Source organism: Cellulomonas gelida, assembly GCF_006538725.1.
GTDB classification, from domain to species: Bacteria; Actinomycetota; Actinomycetes; order Actinomycetales; family Cellulomonadaceae; genus Cellulomonas; species Cellulomonas gelida.
Genome location: NZ_BJLQ01000011.1, coordinates 68622 through 86529, shown reverse-complemented (window position 1 = coordinate 86529; position 17908 = coordinate 68622). Strand labels below are relative to the sequence as shown.

Below are 17908 nucleotides of genomic sequence, written 5' to 3'. Positions count from 1 at the left end.
CGTCATGGTGACTTCCGTACCGGCTACGGATGCCGCGGGGCGTGCCCGGCGGTCAGGCTGGGCCGGTCCCGCGAGTCGACAGCCCGGAGGGCACGGATGGATCGGCAGCACGTCAGGGCGCGCGCGCAGGCCGCCGCGTCCGCGCTGCCCGTCCCACGACGCTCGTCGGAGCCGAGCCCGAAGGCGCCGCTGCTCCCCGCCCCGCTCCCCCTGTCAGCGGGCGCCACGAGCGCCCCGGCACCGGCGACGCCCGGCGGGCTCGGGGTCCTGCGCCGCTACACCGACCGCACGCCGTCGGCCGCCGCGCCGCCCGAGCCGCTGCCGATCATCCGCCGCGCACGCACGAAGCGGACCTCGAGGAAGCACTTCTCGGGGGGCGTGCGCAAGCACCGGCGGTCGAAGGCCGGCCGCTTCGACATGACCAGCGGCACGCGCTACGCCACCACCGACCGCACGCTCACGCTGAGCCAACGGGCCTCCGGCGGCTTCAAGCCCGACGCGCACACGACCAGTGAGGACTTCCGGTTCCGCTCGAACCCGACGACGGTCGGCGTGAGCTCGGGGTACCACGAGGCAGCGGTCACCACCGACACCTTCACGTTCTTCCGCAACGCCGACGACCAGGGCGACGGCACCGCGCAGCTCCCGGCCACGGCCAACACCGCACCGCTGCAGGCGCTGCAGGGTGCGATCGTCGACAAGAGCGTGCTCGACTTCCTGCTGGGCGCGGCCGACGGGTTCCGCACCGACACCGCCCTGACGATCCTGTCCGCACCCGACGGCGAGCCGGCCGGCCACTCCGGCTCCGGGATCAGCCAGTCCGGCCAGAGCGCCGCGCACGACCTGGTGCGCGAGGCGTGCGCGCGCGTCCTGCAGGATCCCGACACCGCGAAGGTGTCCCGCCAGGCCGTCACCGTCGCCCTCGGCGCCTACGTCGTCGGCTCGATCGCGCCCGGGGAGGTCGCCAGGCTCGTCTCGACCGACACCCTCAAAGCGGGCCCGGCCGCGATCGCGACCTGGGAGACGCGGCGCAACGAGGCCAAGGCCCGCGTCGAGGGTCTGTTCGCGACGCTGTCCGACGACGAGAAGACCTACGTCCAGCGGCACTCGCAAGCCTTCCTGACGTCCGCCGACCCGACCGGCGGGCGGCACCTCGGCCAGAACACCAAGCCCGCCTTCAAGCGCGCCACGTCGCTGCCACGCCTCGAGACCAACCACGGCACCGAGGTCTCGGGCGGCAAGTACGACCAGACGCGCGGCAACGAAGCCACGTCCGCTCCCTCGTTCGCCTCGGCGTCCGACGTCGGCGTCTACGTCACCCAGCCCTTCCGCCTCGACCGCTAGTAACCGACACGGCACCACCGGCATCAGTGGGCGAGCTCTCTCGGGTTCGTGTTCGTCGAGCACGCTCATCGTCCTGCACCGGACAGCGTCGCACCGGAGCGTCCTGAATGACGGTGCGGCCCGCGCGCTCCGTGCGGGACCATCGGCCCTCGTCGTCGTCCTCGCGCACGTGAGTCAATGGGCGGCGTCGCGTCGTCGACGGAGGAGATCGCATGCCCACGGCCGCCCCGGCCGCCGCCACCGCGCGCCGGTCAGGTCGCGCGGGTGCCGTGATGCGGTTCGGCGCCACCGGCGCGTCCGCCGCGCTGCTGTACGGCGTCGTCGCGCTCGCGCTCGGGACCGCCTACCGGTGGCCCGCGCAGGTCTCCCACCTCGCCGCCACGGCGGCCTCGACCGTCCTGGCCAGCTCGCTGCACCGCCGGTTCACGTTCCGCGCGACCGGGACGGCGTCGTGGCAGCAGGGGCAGACGGTCGGGGCGATCACAGCGGTGGTCGGGCTCGCGATGAGCACGCTCACGCTCGACGTGTGGCGGCACCTGGCCCCCGAGGCGGACCGGCTCAGCGGGGTCGTCCTGGTCTACGCGGTGAACGCGCTGATGGGTGTCGTCAACTTCCTCGTGCTGCGGCGTGCGCTCACGGGGCCGGCGCGCGGCGGCGCCGTTCGCGTCGCTTCCCTGCGCATGCGGTGACTCGCGTCCGTCGATGTGTACAGACGTGCATATCGACACCTAGCATGGGCTCCGTGACCCACGACTACTTCGCCGACGACCCACGCACCAACCGCGAGCGCATGCTCGCCGGGGACCTCTACATCGCCGACGACCCCGACAGCGAGCGCATCGCGCGCGAGGCGCTGCGCCTCTCCGACGCGTACCACCGCGCCGAGGTCGCCGGCGACCCGGACGCGCGCGAGCACCTCGTCGCACTGCTCGGCTCGCTCGGCGAGGGCGCGTACGTCAAGCCGCCGCTGTTCGTGGACTACGGCGAGAACCTCCACATCGGGGCGCGCACGTTCGCCAACTACAACCTGACGGCGCTCGACGTCGCGACCATCACGATCGGCGAGGACTGCCAGATCGGCCCGAACGTGCAGCTGCTCACGCCGACGCACCCCGTCGCGCCGCAGCCGCGCAAGGACAAGCTCGAGGCCGCCAAGCCCATCACCATCGGCGACAACGTGTGGCTCGGTGGCGGCGTGATCGTCTGCCCCGGCGTGACGATCGGCGACAACACCGTCGTCGGCGCGGGGGCCGTGGTCACGCGCGACCTCCCGGCGAACGTCGTCGCGGTCGGCAACCCCGCGCGCGTGGTCCGCGAGATCACGGATCAGGGCTGACGTGACGAACCCACCGGACCGGCGACGGCGCCGGTTCGACCCGGACCGCCGCGACCGCATCATCGACGCGTGCCTCGCGGTCATCGGCGAGGTCGGTGTCGCGGGCGCGTCCAGCCGGCGCATCGCGGCCGCCGCCGACGTCTCCCTCGGGTCGATGACGTACCACTTCGCCGGGACCGACGAGCTGCTGCGCGAGGCGTTCGGACGGTTCGCGCGGCACGTCAGCGACCGGTTCGAGGATCACCTGGCGCGGGCCACGGACGCCGACGAGGCACGACGAGCCGTGGTCGACCTCATCACCTCCGACGTCCTCGTCGACCCCCGCGAGCTCGTCCTGACGCACGAGCTGTACACGCTCGCCGCACGCGACCCCGGCTACCGGGAGCTCACGCACGCGTGGATGGCGCGCAGCCGGCACGCGCTCGAGCGGCACTTCGACCCCGCGACGGCACGGCTGCTCGACGCGCTGATCGAGGGCCTGACGATCCACCGCGCCCTGGACACCGAGGCGCACGACCCCGACGAGGTCCGCCGCGCGGTCGACCTCGTGACGCGCCCTCTGGCTGGCACCCCGCCGACGCCGACCTGACCGACCGAGTACCGCACCACGCTGCACGACGGCCGCTGGTGCTGCGCCGCGGGGCTCAGTGCGACATGCCGTCCATGAGGGACCCGTCGTCCATCGTGTGGGTCGGGTTCCAGCCCAGCACGGTCGGGTCGAGCATGCCGACGATCATCGCGACGTGCGCCACCACCAAGAACACACCGACGAACGTCGCGTGCAGCTTGAGCCAGCGCTGCTGGTCCCAGCCGGCTCCGACGACCCGCGTCTCCATCAGGCTGATCCCGTACAGCGGGACCAGACCGAGCAGGTAGAAACTGACGGCGATGACGTCGGCCGGGCCACGCCAGCCACCGTCCGCGGTCAGCGGGATGACCGCGTGCTTCATGAGGTAGACGAAGACCCCCAGGAAGTAGAACCCGGCGATCAGCCCGGCGTACCGGTTCGCCGCGCGCACGGCACGGCCGGCGCGGGCGGGGCTGAACAGGATCACGAGCTCGGTCACCGCGATCGTCTCCGCGCAGATGACCGGGACCGCCATGAACAGGAGCAGGTTCCACGGCTGGTTCGCCGCGAGCAGACCCATGTAGTGCGTGCCGCCCATGTCCTGACCCGCCGGCCAGGCGGGGAGCGCCAGCGCGACGACCACGACGAGCAGGCTGAGCGCCGCGACGACCGCGAGGCGCAAGGTGCGGCCGCCGACGACCGTGTCGGGCGTACGCGGGGTGCGGGGACGGGTGGTGGTGTCGGTGGCGACCATGCGGGGCTCCTCCGTGACATCGCCGGACCGTCCGGCGCAGGACCACCGTTCTGCACGCCCGGATCGGTTCGCCTGAGATCTGATGAATGTTCGATCAAGGCTCGTCCTGCGGGCGCCGTCGCCCAGCGCCGGGGGACGAACGACCTACGGCACCCCTTCGTCACCCGGTCGGCCGACGGTCCCGTCACCGTCAGAGCCCGCCCAGCAGGTTGGTCATCTCCGCGATCTCGGCGGTCTGGGCGTCGATGATCGTGCGGGCGAGAGCGAGCGCGTCGGCATTCCGACCGCGCGCGAGCTCCGCCTCCGACATCTCGATCGCACCCGCGTGGTGCGCGATCATCAGCTCGAGGAACCGCCGGTCGAACCCGACCCCCGACTGCCGCTCGAGGTCGGTCACCGCGCCGGCCTGGTCCATGCCGTCCATGTCCATCCCGCGATGGTCCATCCCGGCGTGGCTCATGTCGGGCGGTCCGGGCTCACCCCAGGCCCGGAGCCACGCCGTCATCTGGTCGATCTCGGGCTGCTGGGCGGCGGCGATCCGCTCCCCGAGCGCCTTCACCTCGGCCGTGGAGGCGGCGTCGATCGCGAGCTCGGCCATCTCGATCGCGCCCTCGTGGTGCACGATCATCATCTGCGCGAACTGCGCGTCCGCGGCGTTGTGCGTGGTGCTCGCGGCCTGCGACGAGACGGTCGTCGCCCGGTCCGGGGAGAGCGCACCACCGGCGTCGCTCGTCGCGCACGCCGTCAGCGTCACGGTCAGGGTCAGAACGGCCGCCGCGGCCGCCAGGCGTCGGGACATCGTCTTCTCCTCGGATGGTGTGCGGGTGGGTGATGGTTCACAGACGGCTGGTGACCTCGTCGAGCAGGTCATCGGGTGCGAGCCACATCGACGGGTAGTCGCCCTGCCAGACCTGGTTGCCGTCGGCGTCGACGAGCACGAAGCCGTGACCCGGCAGGCCCTCGTGCATGCCGGTGCCGAGGGTGCCGTACGCGTCGGAGACGGTGCCGTCGTCGATCAGGAACGGGGCCTGCACCCCGAGGCGCTCGCGGTCGGCGTTGATCTGCTCGGCCGTGTTCATCACGATCGGCAGGACCGTGATCCCCGCCTCGGCGAACCGCGCGTCCTTCTCGATCGCGCCCATCTGCGTGAGGCAGGCGTCGCACCCGGCGCCCTCGTTGAAGTACAGGACGACCGGTCCGCCGCGGAAGTCCGCCAGGGAGACTGTCGACCCGTCCGAGGCGGGCAGCGTGAAGCCGGGTGCGACGCGCACGTCGTCGGAGACCGTGGGACGTGCGGACATCAGGCCCGCGGTCACGAGCACGCCGACGACGAGGACGGCCAAGCCCCAGACGGTCCGCGTGCGCCGGCGGTGGTGTCGCGCGTCGGCGGACTGCTGGGCGCAGACGGCGTCGAGGGTGCTCTCGCGCTGGCGACGGACGGCGGTGCCGGAGGTCATGACGGTGCTCCTTGGCTGGTGGCGGAGGCGGGCTCGTGGTGGCAGACGGGGGCCGCCGAGCGGTCGGCGGGGTGGACGTCCTGGTCGTCCGGGTCGCCCAGGTCTCCCCCGTCGACGGCCGTGGCGCGCGTCCCGCGGTCGGTGAGGGTCGCCCACACGAAGGCGCCGGCGACCGCGAACAGCGCGATCGCGAGCACCGGCTCCGGCACCGGTGAGAGCCAGTCCTGCACCCGGCCGAAGACCGTGGTGAGCGTGCGGCTCGCAGCGTCCTGGATCGGGGTGCCGCCGCTCATGTCCTTGCGCCACGCGAGCGCGATGACCGCGACGCCCATCAGGGCGAACCCGATCGCGACCGCGACGTTCAGGCTGTTCGTCACCAGGGTGCGACCTGCGACGGACAGGCGCACCACCTTGGCGCGCACGAGCCGGCGGTCCCCGAGCCGCGCCTTGTCCCAGAGCAACGCCATGACGAAGAGCGGGAAGACCATCCCGAACACGTAGGCCAGCCCGAGGACCAGGCCGCCCCCGGTGGAGCCGGACAGCGCCGAGAGGGTCATCACCCCGGCGAGCACCGGCGCGCAGCACGACGACGCGATGCCGGAGAACACCCCGAGCGCGAAGAAGCTCGCGGTGTCACCGCGCGTGGTGTCCGGCGACCGCACGAACGAGGGCAGCGACCACATGCGTCCCGACAGCGCCAGCCCGGCCAGCGCGAGCATCAGCACGCCACCGGCCCAGTACAGAGGCGCGTGGTATTGCGCGATCGCGCCCGCGAGCACGCTCACGCCCAGCGTGATCGGCACCAGGATGACGGCCAGACCGGCGGCGAAGACGAACGTCAGCGGCAGCAGGCGCCACCGAGCGTTCTTCACCGCGCCCGCGAGGTACGAGGGCGCGAGGAAGACGATGCAGCAGGGTGCGAACAACGCGACCCCGCCGGCGAGGAACGCCGCGAGGATGCTGCCCGTCGCCAGGAGCTCGGTGCCCATCAGTGCACCGCCGGCACGCGCGCGCCCAGCGCCGTGAGCGTGCGCTCGAGCTTGCGACGCGGCAGCCGTCCCGACGAGAAGAACTCGCCGTCCAGCAGCACGAGCGGCGCCAGCGCCGGGCGGTGCCTGGCCACGAGCGCGCGCCCGTCAGGGGAGGTCGCGTCGACGATCTCCACCACGATGGGGTGGTCCTTCGACAGCTCGGCCAACGTCGCCTTGGCCTCGTCGCACAGATGGCAGGCCGAGGCCTCGACCACCGTGATCTGAGCACTCGGTCGGGCACGGTCGCGCATGGCAGCCTCCTGGGTCAGCTCCGGTACCCAGCAGCCTCGGCCCGGAGCCCGGCACGCCCGCTCGTGGTTCGATCAAGGTTCGGTGAAGACTCCGGAACGACCCCCGGACATGCGGAGAATGGGCGGATGAGACAGACCCCGGCGGCCGGGCGTCGTGCGGTCGTCGTCGACGACGAGCAGGCGCTGGCCGGCCTCATCGGCTCCTACCTCGAGCGCGACGGCTTCGACGTGACGCTCTGCCACCACGGTGGCGCGGCGATCGACGTGCTGCGCGACGTCGACCCCGACGTGGTGATCCTCGACCTCGGCCTCCCCGGTATCGACGGGGTGGAGGTCTGCCGACAGCTGCGGACCTTCTCCGACTGCTACGTCGTGATGCTGACCGCACGGTCCGAGGAGGTCGACACGCTCATCGGGCTGTCGGTGGGTGCGGACGACTACATGACGAAGCCGTTCAGCCCGCGCGAGCTCATGGCACGCGTCGCCGTCCTCATGCGCAGGCCACGGCGCGCGGCGAGCAACGGTGTGGTCGCGTCGGCACCCGCGCTCGAGATCGGGTCGCTGCAGCTCGACGTGGACGGCCGTGAGGCGCACGTCGACGGAGAGCTCGTCCCTCTCACGCGCACGGAGTTCGACCTGCTGGCCGCGTTGGCCGTCCGCCCGGGTTCGGTGCTGTCGCGCCGGGCGCTCATCGACGCGGTGTGGGGCACCGGCTGGGTGGGCGACGACCACCTCGTCGACGTCCACGTGCTGCACCTGCGCCAGAAGCTCGGCGACACCGCCCAGGAGCAGCGCTTCGTGCGGACCGTGCGAGGAGTCGGCTACCGCATCGGCACCGGGTCGTGAGCCGGTCCGGCCGCCGGCATCAGGTCGGGCTCGCGCCTCGACTGCTCCTGGCGCTGCTGATCGTCCTGGCGACCGCCGCGGTCACCGCCTGGGTCGTCGGCGCGCTCGTCGGGCCCAGGCTCTTCCACCAGCACATGGTGGAGGCCGGGCTCGACGACAACGACGCCGCGGTGCTGCACGCCGAAGAGGCGTTCCGGTCCGCGACGAGCACGGCCGCGACCCTGGCGTTCGCGGCGGCCGCACTCGCGTCGGCCGGCGTGAGCGTGGTGCTCGCGCGGCGCATCGCGGCATCGCTGGGCGCCGTCTCCACCGCAGCCGCGGCCCTCGGGGCAGGCACGTACGGGGTCCGGGTGCCGTCGTCGGGGCTCGGCGCGGAGTTCGACCAGCTGGCCGGGTCCTTCAACGCCATGGCGGACCGGCTCGAGGACGCGCAACGGCTGCGGGAACGGCTGCTCGCGGACCTGGCCCACGAGGTGCGGACGCCGATCGCGACGATCGCCGGGTACCTCGAGGCGGTCGAGGACGGCGTGCGACCCATGGACGACACGACCGTCGCTGTGCTGCGGGACCAGGCCGACAGGCTGACCCGGCTCTCGCACGACCTGTCGGCCGTCACGCACGCCGAAGCCGGCGACGTCGTGCTCGACCTGGAGCTCGCGCCGCCCGAGCAGCTCGTGCAGGCAGCCGTCCAGGCGGCTGCGGAACGTGCCGCCGATGCCGGGGTCGAGCTGCGAGCGCACGTCGACCCGGGCGTGCCGGCGGTCAGCGTCGACCGGCACCGCATGGCGCAGGTGCTGGACAACCTCGTGACCAACGCCCTGCGGCACACGCCGCCCGGCGGCTCGGTCAGCGTCCTCGCGGGCCGCCAGGGCGGTGCCGTGACGTTCACGGTCTCGGACACCGGGGACGGCATCGCCGCGGAGCACCTTCCGCACGTGTTCGAGCGCTTCTACCGCGCGGACGTCGCGCGCGACCGGGACAGCGGCGGCTCCGGGATCGGGCTGGCCATCAGCAAGGCCCTCACCGAGGCGCACGGCGGCACGATCCTCGCCAGCAGCCCAGGCCCGGGGCGCGGCGCGGACTTCGTCGTCAGGCTTCCCGCCGCCTCCTGACGGGCGACCTCGACGCTCACCCGGCGCGTCCGCCGGGGCGTGGATACGCTCGCCGAGGCGGCAACGCCGCTGCACGGCGGCAGACGAGGGGAGAGTCCAGTGGGCATCAAGGACGACGACATCACCAGCGAGCCGGCACCCGCAGGGGAAGGCGTCGCGGACGGCGGCGCCAACCCCGGCGGGCACGACGGCGGAGCAGACGGCTCGGCCGGCGAAAACCCGGGCGGGCACGACGGCGGAGCGGACGGCTCCGCGGGCGAAGGCCCGGCCGACGGCGGCGCCGACCCCGGCGGGCACGACGGCGGGGCGGACGGCTCGGCGTAGTGGCGCAGGACGCCCTGACGGAGCGCGGACCGGTCACCCGGTCCGCGCTCTCGCGCTGCATCGCCGTCCCGGCCGAGCAGTTCGCGCGCGAGCACTGGGGCCGCGCGCCGCTGCTGTCCCCGGAGCACGACGACTTCCACGACCTGCTCTCGCCGGACGCGGTCGACGAGCTCGTGGGCCGACGAGGGCTGCGCACGCCGTTCATCCGGCTCGCCCATGAGGGCAGCGTGCTGGCCGCGGAGCGGTTCACCTCGTCGGGCGGGTTCGGCGCCGAGGTGTCCGACCAGGTGTCGAGCGACAAGGTGCTGGCCGAGTTCGCTGCCGGCGCGACGATCGTGCTGCAGGGCCTGCACCGGATGTGGCCCCCGCTCGTCGACTTCACGCGTGCGCTCGTCGGCGAGCTCGGCCACCCCGCGCAGGTCAACGCGTACGTGACGCCGCCGTCGTCGCAGGGCTTCTCGCCGCACTACGACACGCACGACGTGTTCGTCCTGCAGGTCTCCGGCGAGAAGCACTGGGTGATCCACGCGCCCGTGCACCCGGACCCGCTCAAGGGCCAGGTGTGGACGGACCACCGCGCGGCGGTCGCCGCGGCGGCTGCGGGCGAGCCCGTGATCGACCGTGTGCTGCGTCCCGGCGACGCCCTCTACCTGCCGCGCGGGTGGATCCACTCGGCGACGGCGCTCGGCGACACGTCGATCCACCTGACCGTCGGCATGGCCGCCTACACGCGGGCCGACGTCGTCGACACCCTGCTGAGCGTCATCGGCGACACGCCCGCGCTGCGCACCTCCCTGCCGCTGGGGATCGACGTGTCCGACGCCGACGAGCTCCGGCCGATCGTGCAGGAGACCGTGGAGGCGCTGGTCACGGCCTTGACGAGCGCCCCGGACCCCGCCGGCCTGGCGGCCGCGCGGCTCGGCGCACGGTTCGGCCGGGACACGCGTCCCGCACCCGTCGGGCCGCTGGCCACGTTGAGCGCCATCGCCTCCCTGTCCGAGCACACGCGCGTCCGCTGGCGCGAGGGCCTGGGGGGTCGCCTCGAGACCGCCGACGACAAGGTGCGGCTGACCGCGGGAGGCGTCGTGCTGTCGCTGCCCGCCGAGGCGTCGCGCGCGTTGCAGACCCTGCGCACGGGCGACCCGGTCGCCGTCGGGTCGCTGCCCGGACTCGACCGGGCGAGCGCGCTCGTCGTCGTGCGGCGCCTGCTACGCGAGGGCGTGGTGGTGACGTCGCAGTGAACGACGCGTGGGTGCCGTGCAGCGACGGCGCCCGCGCACGCCAGGACTCGCTCGTGGCCACCGGCTCGCACGGCGACCGCTGGTTCCTCGTCGAGAACCAGGCGGGGTGGGGCCGGCACGCCCTGCTGGACCCGCCGTTCGACCCCACGCTGGGCCGCGCGCTCGTCCACCGGATCGAGGGTGCCGGTATCCGGCCGCTCGCCATCCGGCGGCCCGGGCGCCGCGTGACCCAGGAGGGGACGCGGTGGGCGCTGGTCGACTCCCGCCCGGGCCGGGAGTCGGTGCGGTGGGGGCGGGTCGACGACGAGCGCGAGCTGCTGGACGTCCCCCTCGACGGGTCTGCGGGCACCCCGTCCGACCGCCCGGTGCTCGCCGTCTGCGCGCACGGCCGCCACGACCAGTGCTGCGCGGTGCGCGGGCGCGTCGTCGCCGCGCGCCTCGCCGCGGCCTACCCCGAGGAGACCTGGGAGTGCTCGCACCTGGGCGGAGACCGGTTCGCCGGCACGATGGTGCTGCTCCCCCACGGCCTGTACTACGGCTGGGCCGACGACGGGGACGCGGTCGCGATCGTCGACGCCTACCTGGCCGGACGCGTCGACCCGCGGTTCCTGCGCGGCCGCAGCGCCTACTCCCACCCGGTCCAGGCCGCGCAGCACTTCGCCCGCGCCGATCTCGGCGACGACACCCTCGACGCCTTCGCCCCGCTCCACGAGTCGCTCACCGCCGACGGCTGGTCGGTGCAGCTGAGCACCCCCGACGGACCGATCACGGTGCGCCTCGTCGAGACGCAGTCAGACCCCCTGCTCTCCACCTGCGCAGCAACCCGCCCCCTCCCGGTCCACCAGTGGACCCTGGCCGAGATGCTGCGCACGCCTTAGCTCTCACCGACACGCCGCGGGCGCTCGCGGCAAAGGTCGCACTGATCAAGTGCTCACCATCATCGTTCCGGCAGCTCCGCGTCGCTGGGCCCGGGGGTCTAGCGAGCGCGGTCGGTCGAGGCTGCTCTCGCAGACGCTGCGGGGCCACGACGGGCGACCTGTTCTCCCGCGATCTCAGCGAGAACTCGCTCAACGAGGTCGGCGGCCTGATCGGCTGGAACATGCTCCCAGATACGCAGTACCGTCCATGCCGCTTCCTTGAGGAGCCGGTTGGTGTCCGCATCCCTGTCTCGGTTGGCCTTGAGTTTTGCCGCCCACCACTCGCCGTTCGTGGCGGGAAGGGTTCCGTGATGAGGACAACCGTGCCAGAAGCAGCCATCCACGAAGACTGCGAGCCGAGAGCGCGTGAAAGCGATGTCGATAGTGCGCCTCCTGCTGCTCGACACACGAAGAACCACGCGGAACCGCCGCCCCCGTCGATGCAGTTCTCGACGCAGTAGCATCTCGGGCTTGGTGTCACGGCGTCGAGCCGCAGACATGCGGATAGAGGCTGATCTGCCCGACGAGCCGGGATGACGAGGCACCGTGAACGTGGCGATGGCACTCTCCTTCGCTGAAGGAGTGGAGCGGCTATGACGGTTGACGGGCGGGTCCACCGGCGGGACGGCGACGACTACGCCGCGAACAGCCGGGACATTATCGAGTGCATGCCCACCACCGGATTCCGGTCCCCGCGGACCTGGTCGGGAAGCTCGATCACAAAGGAGACCGAGTCCGTGACCACGTCTACGAAAGGCGTGAAGTCGGCAGAGACCGGTATCGAGATGCGCTTGTCCGCAAGGTCATACAACCGCTCATACGTCGGAATGAATGGGCGCCGCAGGGATGTCTGCCCGGCGGTGCCGTCGTGGTCAAGGGCAAGCGCGGCGCCGGCGTACCCGCGTACCGCGTCAAGGAACGGTGCTCGGCGGCTAGCGGGCAGTGCTATCAGGATGTCCTTCACCAAGGACTCGATCGTCATGCCCGCGGAGCCAGTCGCGAGCCACCTGATCCCGATCGAGAGCAAGTGCAACTCAGTCTCGACAGTCCCGTCCGCGGCAACGCCGGGCTCGACCTGGTACCAGCCCTGGACGTGATGCCTGCTGGCGCTTGTCGTGGACGTCTTGACCTCAACCCCTCGAGCACCGAGCTGGAAGTCGCGACTCGAGCGCCGCCATCCTTGCCAGGCATCCAGACACAACTCGGCCGCGGCGAAGTCCGCCCTAATCATGGCGGCAAACGTGTACAGCTCTCCGCCCAGGCCCGTGAGTACCGCGTTCTCCGCGTGCGCTGGCTCGAGTGCCAGCGCGACGAGGGGCTCGGTGCGACGGAAGGCCGCGTCCGGGCCGGACTCGTAGCCCTTGTCGATGAGCTCGAGGAGAAGGGTCGCGCCGATCGCGTCGTAGTGCTCACCTGGAGGAAGGCGAAGACGGTTCGCAGAGAGCAGGTTACCTCCGGCAGTTACCCAGGAGTCGTGCACGAGCCGCTCCCTCACGGCCCGCTCGCGGGCGACGAGCGGGCCGCCTACGAGAAAGATCTCGAGTTGCCCTGTCGCGTCCCGGGAGATCGCGATTCGACGCTTCGTCCCAACCCACGAGATGCGCCTCTCGTCAGCAGCGATGGCGGCAGTCGCACTCGTCAACTCGTGACGCAGCGACTCGAATGTGACGGGCTCACTCGGCATAGGGCGTCCCCCTTCGACGTGCAGGGCTGACTGCTTCTGTGTGATCAGGGCCGCCACTCGGGATACTCAGCCCGACGGCGATCCCGTCGCCCGCCTCCCGGTGGACGAGGTGGAAGAGGACGAGCCCAGGCGCGCCTTCCATCCGTGATCCGTCGGGATGCACCGCGAAGTTGAGGCCCAGGACCGTCGCGTCGAACAGGTCGTCACCGACATAGCCGCTGTCCGTTGGCTTGCGCGAGCCCCATTCCGCGGCGAGCTCCCCGGTGGCGTGCGACCGCCGCGCCATGGGACGGACCTCCAGCCGCATCGCTTCACCGAGCGCCGCGAACGGTCCTGCCTTCACCGGGGGCGCCGCACCGAACCGGACGCCGATGCGGAATCGCGGTTGGTTCGCACGCTTCATGTCAAGGTTCAGTAGCGACCAGCGCTGAGGGGGCGTGTCATCCGTAAGGAGCCCTCGCACATTGCGATCGAGGCACGCCGACCACAGGCGGAGGTACGCCGCGATGGCATAGGGCGAGCGACTGCCCAGCTCCTCACTCAGCCCAGAGCTTGCCGGCGCTCGGTAGAGCGGAAACTCCGGATCGCCACGCGAGAGGGATACCTGACGCTCGGCTGCACGCCAACGGTCCGCCTCTGCGGCTACGGCAGCGTGGTCGTGGTAACGCAACTGATCCAGGAGATCGGCGCACTCGAGGAGAGAGAGCGTGTCGAGACTGACGAGTCCCCGGCGGTCACCCGAGACGTTGCCAGTAGCCGACCGACCGAGGAAGAACTCAGCGACGAGCGCCACGTTGTCGTCCGTCTCGCCGGGGGGGTTGAGGTGTCGGACGAACGGGCGCGAACCGGGTCGGAGCTGCTTCCCCGTGAGGCCTGAGATCTTCCCCGTCGCCTGGAACGCGTGTCCCTGAAGCACGGTGAAGTCTGGCAGCACCCCCGACGACTGCATGGCTGCGAGTACCTGTGACCTCAGCGCATGGTCTGCGTCGGCGTACCGGGTGAACAGCTCCAGCTGGGCTCGTGATAGGAACACTCGACAGAGATCGATGTAGGCGCCGCGGTAGCCGAACCACCGCTGCATCTGCATCTGAGTGTCTGCGAGCGGGGCGGATGACCGACGCGTGAAGAGCGTGGTGAGCAGCCCTTCGAGCGTTAGTCCCCGCGACATCACGTTACCCGACACAAAGATCGTCGAGTGGTTGCGGGGGGCATGCCAACACGCTCCGTCGTAGGACGGTTCGTACGACGGTCGCTCGTCGGCATTCGGGTCGCTGTTGACGACCGCGACCGAGGTGCCGGGAACGATCTCCGTCTCGATCAGGTGTTTGACCTCGTCCCAGGCCGGGACGTGTCGCCGACCCGAGACCGCTCCGAAGTCGTCGACGCCCGACGCGACCGCGTCGCGGGACGCCTGAAAGCTCTCGAGCCACGGCAGCCAAGCCGTCTCATCGTCGAGGAGGTCAGAGAGCACACCGGCCCCTGGTTCACCGCTCGGGCCGTCCCACCACGACTGAAGGCGCGCGGCAACCTCGAAGTGAGACTCCATGGCCGACGATGGGTGGATCAGCATGGAGCTCACCGCCGCGACGCCTCGCACCGCGTCGTCCCTTGAAGGGAACGTGCGCGGTCTCGCGGAAGCCGGGCCGAGACGGTCCGGCGACCTGCTGAGCCTGATGGCTGAGGCGACCAAGAATGCACGGGTCGCGTCGACGATCTCGTCGACATCGATGCCGTTGGGAGTCCCGTTGGCCACCGTCGGCCTGTCGGCCTGGACGTCGAGCGGCTCTCGGCGACCCGGCCGCTCGGCCACGCAGAGCACGTTCGCCAGAGCGCCGTAGAACACATCAGCGCCCGTGTACCAACCCGTCAATCCCTCTTCCACGCGGTACGTGAGCTCCCGTGGCTCGACGCCGCCACGGGGCCCAGGAGTGCGCAGGGACGCGACGAAGTCGCGTGGCGACAGTGGGTTCTGCGGGTCCTGGAGGAAGTTCGCCTGCGGAGTCGCGGTGTAGGCGACGTAGGTAGCGAAGACGTTGCCGGACACCGTTCGCCCAGGCTCGTTCCTCGCCTCCCACAGGTCGACGATCCGTCGAGGGATCTGCTTGTACTCATCGAGGTCGCCGACTCCCCACGGGACTCCGTCGTCCGCCACCGACGAGTCGTCCGCCTCGTCGTCCACGACGAGGAGGCGGACCGGCACTCCTGCGGCCTCAGCCGCCGGATAGATGGTCTTGTGGAGCACCTGTCCTAGGTGCAACAGGTGGTCGACCTGCTTCATCGCGACGAAGATGATCGGCCTGCCGCGCTCCAGGGCGCGCCGTGCCTGTCCTTCGGCGACGCCGTACGCAGCAGCCGGGCCTGCGCGACGCTCCGCGCCGATGGTGTCTGGGTTCGGCAGGAACAGGCGACGAAGCATGGGCCGGGCGCCGCCGTCGAGCTGAGCCTGGATTCGATTGAGGCTCTGCTGCCAGAGCGAAACCTGTGTACCTGCGAGCACGACCACGACGTTGACACCGTTGTCCAGACTGCGCGCGACGACGCCGATCATCGACGCCGTTTTGCCGGACTGGACAGCTCCCATGACAGCACCGGTCCGGACGCGTGAGGCGTGCCAGCGGGAGTCGGCTGCATCGAACGCCGCCTGATCGGCTATGTACCGAGCGTCCTCGAGGATCACCTGCCTGCTGATCTCACCCAGCCCGCTCGCTACGAGCGCGTTCTCGTAGTCGGCAAGCCAGCCCTGGGGGGAGCGAGCCAATCGGATGGTCTCGGACTCGCTCGCCGTCATCGCGAGGGCCACTCCGGCAGTTGAGGCAGCGTGACGAGCGCCGCGAGACCGGAGCTGCCGAATGCACTCCGGACCGCACGGTCCGTCTCGGCGGCATCCACGTCGAGCACCTCGAGGAACTCGCGGACGACACCGCCGATGAACTGCCATTGCTCACGCGACTGCGACTTCGTCGGCCGCGCCCACCGCTCCGACACGGCACGCAACTCCTCGGCACGCTCATCTACCCTGTCCGACAGCTCGCGATCGAGCACTACGCTCGCGGCAGCGAGAGCCAAGAGAGACGCCACCAGCTGGAGCTCCTGCCACCGCGCCTGCGACCCTCGGAACTTCTTCGACCAGATCTCCGGGGGCGCGGCTTGGTGCGCATCCATGGCAGCGTCCAGCAGGACCATGGCGCGCGCGACTCTTGCCGGGTCACGAAGCGGGTCCGTCGCGTCGCGCTCGATCCGCTTCAGAAGATTGTTCACGTGGGCAGTGGTCGAGCGGGTCGAGGCGTTCTCGTCCTCCATGAGGAGTGCCGCAGCGACCCAAGACAGCGCCTTGGTGCGCTTGTAACCGGCGTCAGGCATGGCGTACGGCCCGTTCGGGTTGGCGAGTGCCCGACCCGTGGACTGCACGTCATCCCATACCGGCGCGAGGAAGGGCGCGACCCGGTCGATGCCATCCGTGTCGCCCCCCGTGGCCAGCAACGCCCGCATGAAATCGAGCTCGTGGAAAGCCGCGTTGCGTATCTCCTCGGCGTTCAGGTGCTTGCCCTGCTTGTTATAGAGGCTGAAGACCTCGTGGATCTGCCGACTACTTGCCTCGTAGTAGACGATCACGGGAATTCTGTAGTCCGAGACTTCCTCGAACAGCGCCCGGATCTTCTTCTTGGCATTCCCGACTTGGATCGCCAGCGGCTTGATCTCGGAGTAGTAGCGGCCGCGGAGTTGCTCGAGGTCACCGCTGAGAGTCGGGGCATCCGTCTTCCGGAGATGGAACGGGAAGTAGAGCTCCTTCTCCTGTTTGGCGCTAAGGTTCGTCGCCTCGTGCCTGCGCCAGGTCTTCCTGAACTTCGGATAGTCGCCGGTGAACTGCTCGAGCATGTCCTCCGGAGACTCGCCCCACTCTTGGGCTTTCGTCCGGACCGTGGCCAGCGCCTTCGGGTGTGCAGCCGTGAAACGCAGCAGGGATGTCAATCGCTGCTTGCCGTCGACGATCTCGTAGCGATCGCCCTCGTCCGTGTTGCGTTGGAGCAGGATGACCGATGGGAGCGGGATACCTCGAAGGACCGACTCGATCAGCAACTGCGCGTCGCCGGTAGGCCAGACGTCCGCGCGCTGATAGGACGGGTTGAGGTCCATCTCCCCGTCCATGGCGTACTGGCGAAACTGGGCAATGGGCCATGTAGCGGCCTCCGCCCTGATCGGGCCACTGGACTCCGCCTCTTCGGTCTCCTCGACCTCGTCCCAAGCGGCTTCCCAAGCACTGGACGCAGCCTCGAGCGTCGTCGACCCGTCCATCTCGGAGTCGAGAGCCTCCTGAAAGGCGCGCCGGTTATCGACGGCGCGGTCAAGTCTCTCCTGCAGGCGCTCGAAGAGATCCGCGGGAGCGATGCTGGCGCTCGTGTCCATGCTCAGGAGGCTCGCCAATGAGCGGTCGAACCGATCGGCGTCCGACTGGTCGATGGTGGCGGGGAGGTGGAGCCAGCCCTGGACCTCAGCCAGCGCCGTACGCCAGCTTCCATCCTCGAGCTTGATGGCTGCTCCTGAGGCAAAGGGTGCGCGTGCCGCATCGACCTTCAGGGGCGCTGGGCCGCCCGAGGCGAGCTCGGCGACGGCATCGGCAATATTCTGCTCGATCTCGCTGAAGTCTTCAGGCACGTCGTCGTCCTCCACTTCGTCCCAGCGCGGCGCTGGGTTCAAGCCAACAAGGTCTCGCACCAGCGAACGTACAGGGAGCGCGCCGGACCTGATGTGCGCTTCGACGGCTCCGTCGACAAGTCGGTTGAGCCCCTCGAGCGTCACGGTGTCGCCGCCTGAGACGCAGCTCTCATCCCATCGCACGCCGACCGCTTCTGCGATCGCGCGAGCGCACTCGTGCTTCCCCGGGACGTCTTCGAGGTCGAGGTGTACGAATCGCCCGAGCGCGACGAGGGCAGACTTCTTCTCCTTGCTCCCGGGACCGAGCGGCTCGACGACCCGGTTCCCGAGGAAGTACATGCGCGCGACGGCCTCAGCCTTGGTGCGCGCGCTCTCGTAAGTCATCCGTCG

Annotated in this window: 18 protein-coding genes; 9 read left to right on the top strand and 9 right to left on the bottom strand. The window is 70.7% G+C overall.

The features are described 5' to 3' along the window. Positions 1 to 96 precede the first annotated feature (96 nt). The 4 genes from CGE01nite_RS07190 (at position 97) to CGE01nite_RS07175 (ending at position 3269) form a co-directional block, all read left to right on the top strand. Positions 97 to 1344 carry a hypothetical protein gene (locus CGE01nite_RS07190; RefSeq protein WP_141369910.1) on the top strand — a complete coding sequence of 416 codons (1248 nt, stop codon included), beginning with the start codon at positions 97 to 99 and terminating at the stop codon, positions 1342 to 1344. A 212-nt stretch (positions 1345 to 1556) separates the two neighbouring features. Next, a complete protein-coding gene (locus CGE01nite_RS07185; protein ID WP_141369908.1) occupies positions 1557 to 2033 on the top strand; it encodes a GtrA family protein in 477 nt (158 codons plus the stop codon). A 53-nt stretch (positions 2034 to 2086) separates the two neighbouring features. Further along, the gene (locus tag CGE01nite_RS07180; RefSeq protein WP_141369906.1) at positions 2087 to 2680 is read left to right on the top strand and encodes a sugar O-acetyltransferase; all 594 of its coding nucleotides are present in this window, start codon (positions 2087 to 2089) and stop codon (positions 2678 to 2680) included. Between the two features lies 1 nt (position 2681). Beyond that, positions 2682 to 3269, top strand: a complete 588-nt coding sequence (locus CGE01nite_RS07175; protein WP_141369904.1) for a TetR/AcrR family transcriptional regulator — start codon at positions 2682 to 2684, stop codon at positions 3267 to 3269. 55 nt (positions 3270 to 3324) lie between these two features. Here CGE01nite_RS07175 and CGE01nite_RS07170 read toward each other — a convergent pair whose 3' ends face one another. The 5 genes from CGE01nite_RS07170 to CGE01nite_RS07150 all read right to left on the bottom strand — a co-directional run bounded on the left by CGE01nite_RS07170 (position 3325) and on the right by CGE01nite_RS07150 (position 6741). Next, positions 3325 to 4002, bottom strand: a complete 678-nt coding sequence (locus tag CGE01nite_RS07170) for a DUF6803 family protein (RefSeq protein WP_229747313.1) — start codon at positions 4000 to 4002, stop codon at positions 3325 to 3327. Positions 4003 to 4192: 190 nt separating this feature from the next. Beyond that, on the bottom strand, positions 4193 to 4801 hold the full coding sequence (locus tag CGE01nite_RS07165) for a DUF305 domain-containing protein (RefSeq protein WP_141369902.1): 609 nt from the start codon (positions 4799 to 4801) through the stop codon (positions 4193 to 4195). Positions 4802 to 4838: 37 nt separating this feature from the next. Next, on the bottom strand, positions 4839 to 5459 hold the full coding sequence (locus CGE01nite_RS07160; protein WP_141369900.1) for a peroxiredoxin family protein: 621 nt from the start codon (positions 5457 to 5459) through the stop codon (positions 4839 to 4841). Next, entirely contained in the window at positions 5456 to 6448 is a 993-nt protein-coding gene (locus CGE01nite_RS07155; RefSeq protein ID WP_048343312.1) for a cytochrome c biogenesis CcdA family protein, read from the bottom strand. Before CGE01nite_RS07155 ends, CGE01nite_RS07160 begins: the two co-directional genes overlap by 4 nt. Then, complete coding sequence (locus CGE01nite_RS07150) at positions 6448 to 6741, bottom strand: glutaredoxin family protein (RefSeq protein ID WP_048343313.1); 294 nt, start codon at positions 6739 to 6741, stop codon at positions 6448 to 6450. Before CGE01nite_RS07150 ends, CGE01nite_RS07155 begins: the two co-directional genes overlap by 1 nt. 126 nt (positions 6742 to 6867) lie before the next feature. Between CGE01nite_RS07150 and CGE01nite_RS07145 the strand changes: the two genes are divergently transcribed. From CGE01nite_RS07145 to CGE01nite_RS07125, 5 genes are all read left to right on the top strand, one after another. Beyond that, a complete protein-coding gene (locus tag CGE01nite_RS07145; protein ID WP_141369898.1) occupies positions 6868 to 7587 on the top strand; it encodes a response regulator in 720 nt (239 codons plus the stop codon). Beyond that, complete coding sequence (locus CGE01nite_RS07140; RefSeq protein ID WP_141369896.1) at positions 7584 to 8699, top strand: sensor histidine kinase; 1116 nt, start codon at positions 7584 to 7586, stop codon at positions 8697 to 8699. The genes CGE01nite_RS07145 and CGE01nite_RS07140 overlap by 4 nt, the downstream gene beginning before the upstream one ends. Positions 8700 to 8798: 99 nt before the next feature. Continuing rightward, positions 8799 to 9023 carry a BatC protein gene (locus CGE01nite_RS07135; RefSeq protein WP_141369894.1) on the top strand — a complete coding sequence of 75 codons (225 nt, stop codon included), beginning with the start codon at positions 8799 to 8801 and terminating at the stop codon, positions 9021 to 9023. Then, positions 9023 to 10264: a cupin domain-containing protein gene (locus tag CGE01nite_RS07130; RefSeq protein ID WP_218022609.1), complete on the top strand. Its 1242-nt coding sequence runs from the start codon at positions 9023 to 9025 to the stop codon at positions 10262 to 10264. Before CGE01nite_RS07135 ends, CGE01nite_RS07130 begins: the two co-directional genes overlap by 1 nt. Next, positions 10261 to 11142, top strand: a complete 882-nt coding sequence (locus CGE01nite_RS07125) for a ferredoxin family protein (RefSeq protein WP_141369892.1) — start codon at positions 10261 to 10263, stop codon at positions 11140 to 11142. Before CGE01nite_RS07130 ends, CGE01nite_RS07125 begins: the two co-directional genes overlap by 4 nt. A 98-nt stretch (positions 11143 to 11240) precedes the next feature. Here CGE01nite_RS07125 and vsr read toward each other — a convergent pair whose 3' ends face one another. The 4 genes from vsr to CGE01nite_RS07105 all read right to left on the bottom strand — a co-directional run bounded on the left by vsr (position 11241) and on the right by CGE01nite_RS07105 (position 17902). Then, positions 11241 to 11681 (bottom strand): DNA mismatch endonuclease Vsr, encoded by a 441-nt coding sequence (gene vsr, locus CGE01nite_RS07120; RefSeq protein ID WP_141369889.1) that lies wholly within the window; start codon positions 11679 to 11681, stop codon positions 11241 to 11243. Between the two features lie 134 nt (positions 11682 to 11815). Then, entirely contained in the window at positions 11816 to 12865 is a 1050-nt protein-coding gene (locus CGE01nite_RS07115) for a PD-(D/E)XK motif protein (protein ID WP_141369887.1), read from the bottom strand. Continuing rightward, the gene (locus CGE01nite_RS07110; RefSeq protein ID WP_170210916.1) at positions 12855 to 15665 is read right to left on the bottom strand and encodes a Z1 domain-containing protein; all 2811 of its coding nucleotides are present in this window, start codon (positions 15663 to 15665) and stop codon (positions 12855 to 12857) included. Before CGE01nite_RS07110 ends, CGE01nite_RS07115 begins: the two co-directional genes overlap by 11 nt. Continuing rightward, on the bottom strand, positions 15650 to 17902 hold the full coding sequence (locus CGE01nite_RS07105; protein WP_218022608.1) for a DUF262 domain-containing protein: 2253 nt from the start codon (positions 17900 to 17902) through the stop codon (positions 15650 to 15652). Before CGE01nite_RS07105 ends, CGE01nite_RS07110 begins: the two co-directional genes overlap by 16 nt. Positions 17903 to 17908: the final 6 nt, after the last annotated feature.

What these genes read in the sequence shown, in the direction of transcription:
- CGE01nite_RS07145 (WP_141369898.1), top strand. Translation starts at nt 6,868, where the DNA reads ATGAGACAGACCCCGGCGGCCGGGCGTCGTGCGGTCGTCGTCGACGAC.
- CGE01nite_RS07185 (WP_141369908.1), top strand. Translation starts at nt 1,557, where the DNA reads ATGCCCACGGCCGCCCCGGCCGCCGCCACCGCGCGCCGGTCAGGTCGC.
- CGE01nite_RS07190 (WP_141369910.1), top strand. Translation starts at nt 97, where the DNA reads ATGGATCGGCAGCACGTCAGGGCGCGCGCGCAGGCCGCCGCGTCCGCG.
- CGE01nite_RS07150 (WP_048343313.1), bottom strand. Translation starts at nt 6,741, where the DNA reads ATGCGCGACCGTGCCCGACCGAGTGCTCAGATCACGGTGGTCGAGGCC.
- CGE01nite_RS07170 (WP_229747313.1), bottom strand. Translation starts at nt 4,002, where the DNA reads ATGGTCGCCACCGACACCACCACCCGTCCCCGCACCCCGCGTACGCCC.
- CGE01nite_RS07160 (WP_141369900.1), bottom strand. Translation starts at nt 5,459, where the DNA reads ATGACCTCCGGCACCGCCGTCCGTCGCCAGCGCGAGAGCACCCTCGAC.
- vsr (WP_141369889.1), bottom strand. Translation starts at nt 11,681, where the DNA reads ATGTCTGCGGCTCGACGCCGTGACACCAAGCCCGAGATGCTACTGCGT.
- CGE01nite_RS07165 (WP_141369902.1), bottom strand. Translation starts at nt 4,801, where the DNA reads ATGTCCCGACGCCTGGCGGCCGCGGCGGCCGTTCTGACCCTGACCGTG.
- CGE01nite_RS07155 (WP_048343312.1), bottom strand. Translation starts at nt 6,448, where the DNA reads ATGGGCACCGAGCTCCTGGCGACGGGCAGCATCCTCGCGGCGTTCCTC.
- CGE01nite_RS07105 (WP_218022608.1), bottom strand. Translation starts at nt 17,902, where the DNA reads ATGACTTACGAGAGCGCGCGCACCAAGGCTGAGGCCGTCGCGCGCATG.
- CGE01nite_RS07115 (WP_141369887.1), bottom strand. Translation starts at nt 12,865, where the DNA reads ATGCCGAGTGAGCCCGTCACATTCGAGTCGCTGCGTCACGAGTTGACG.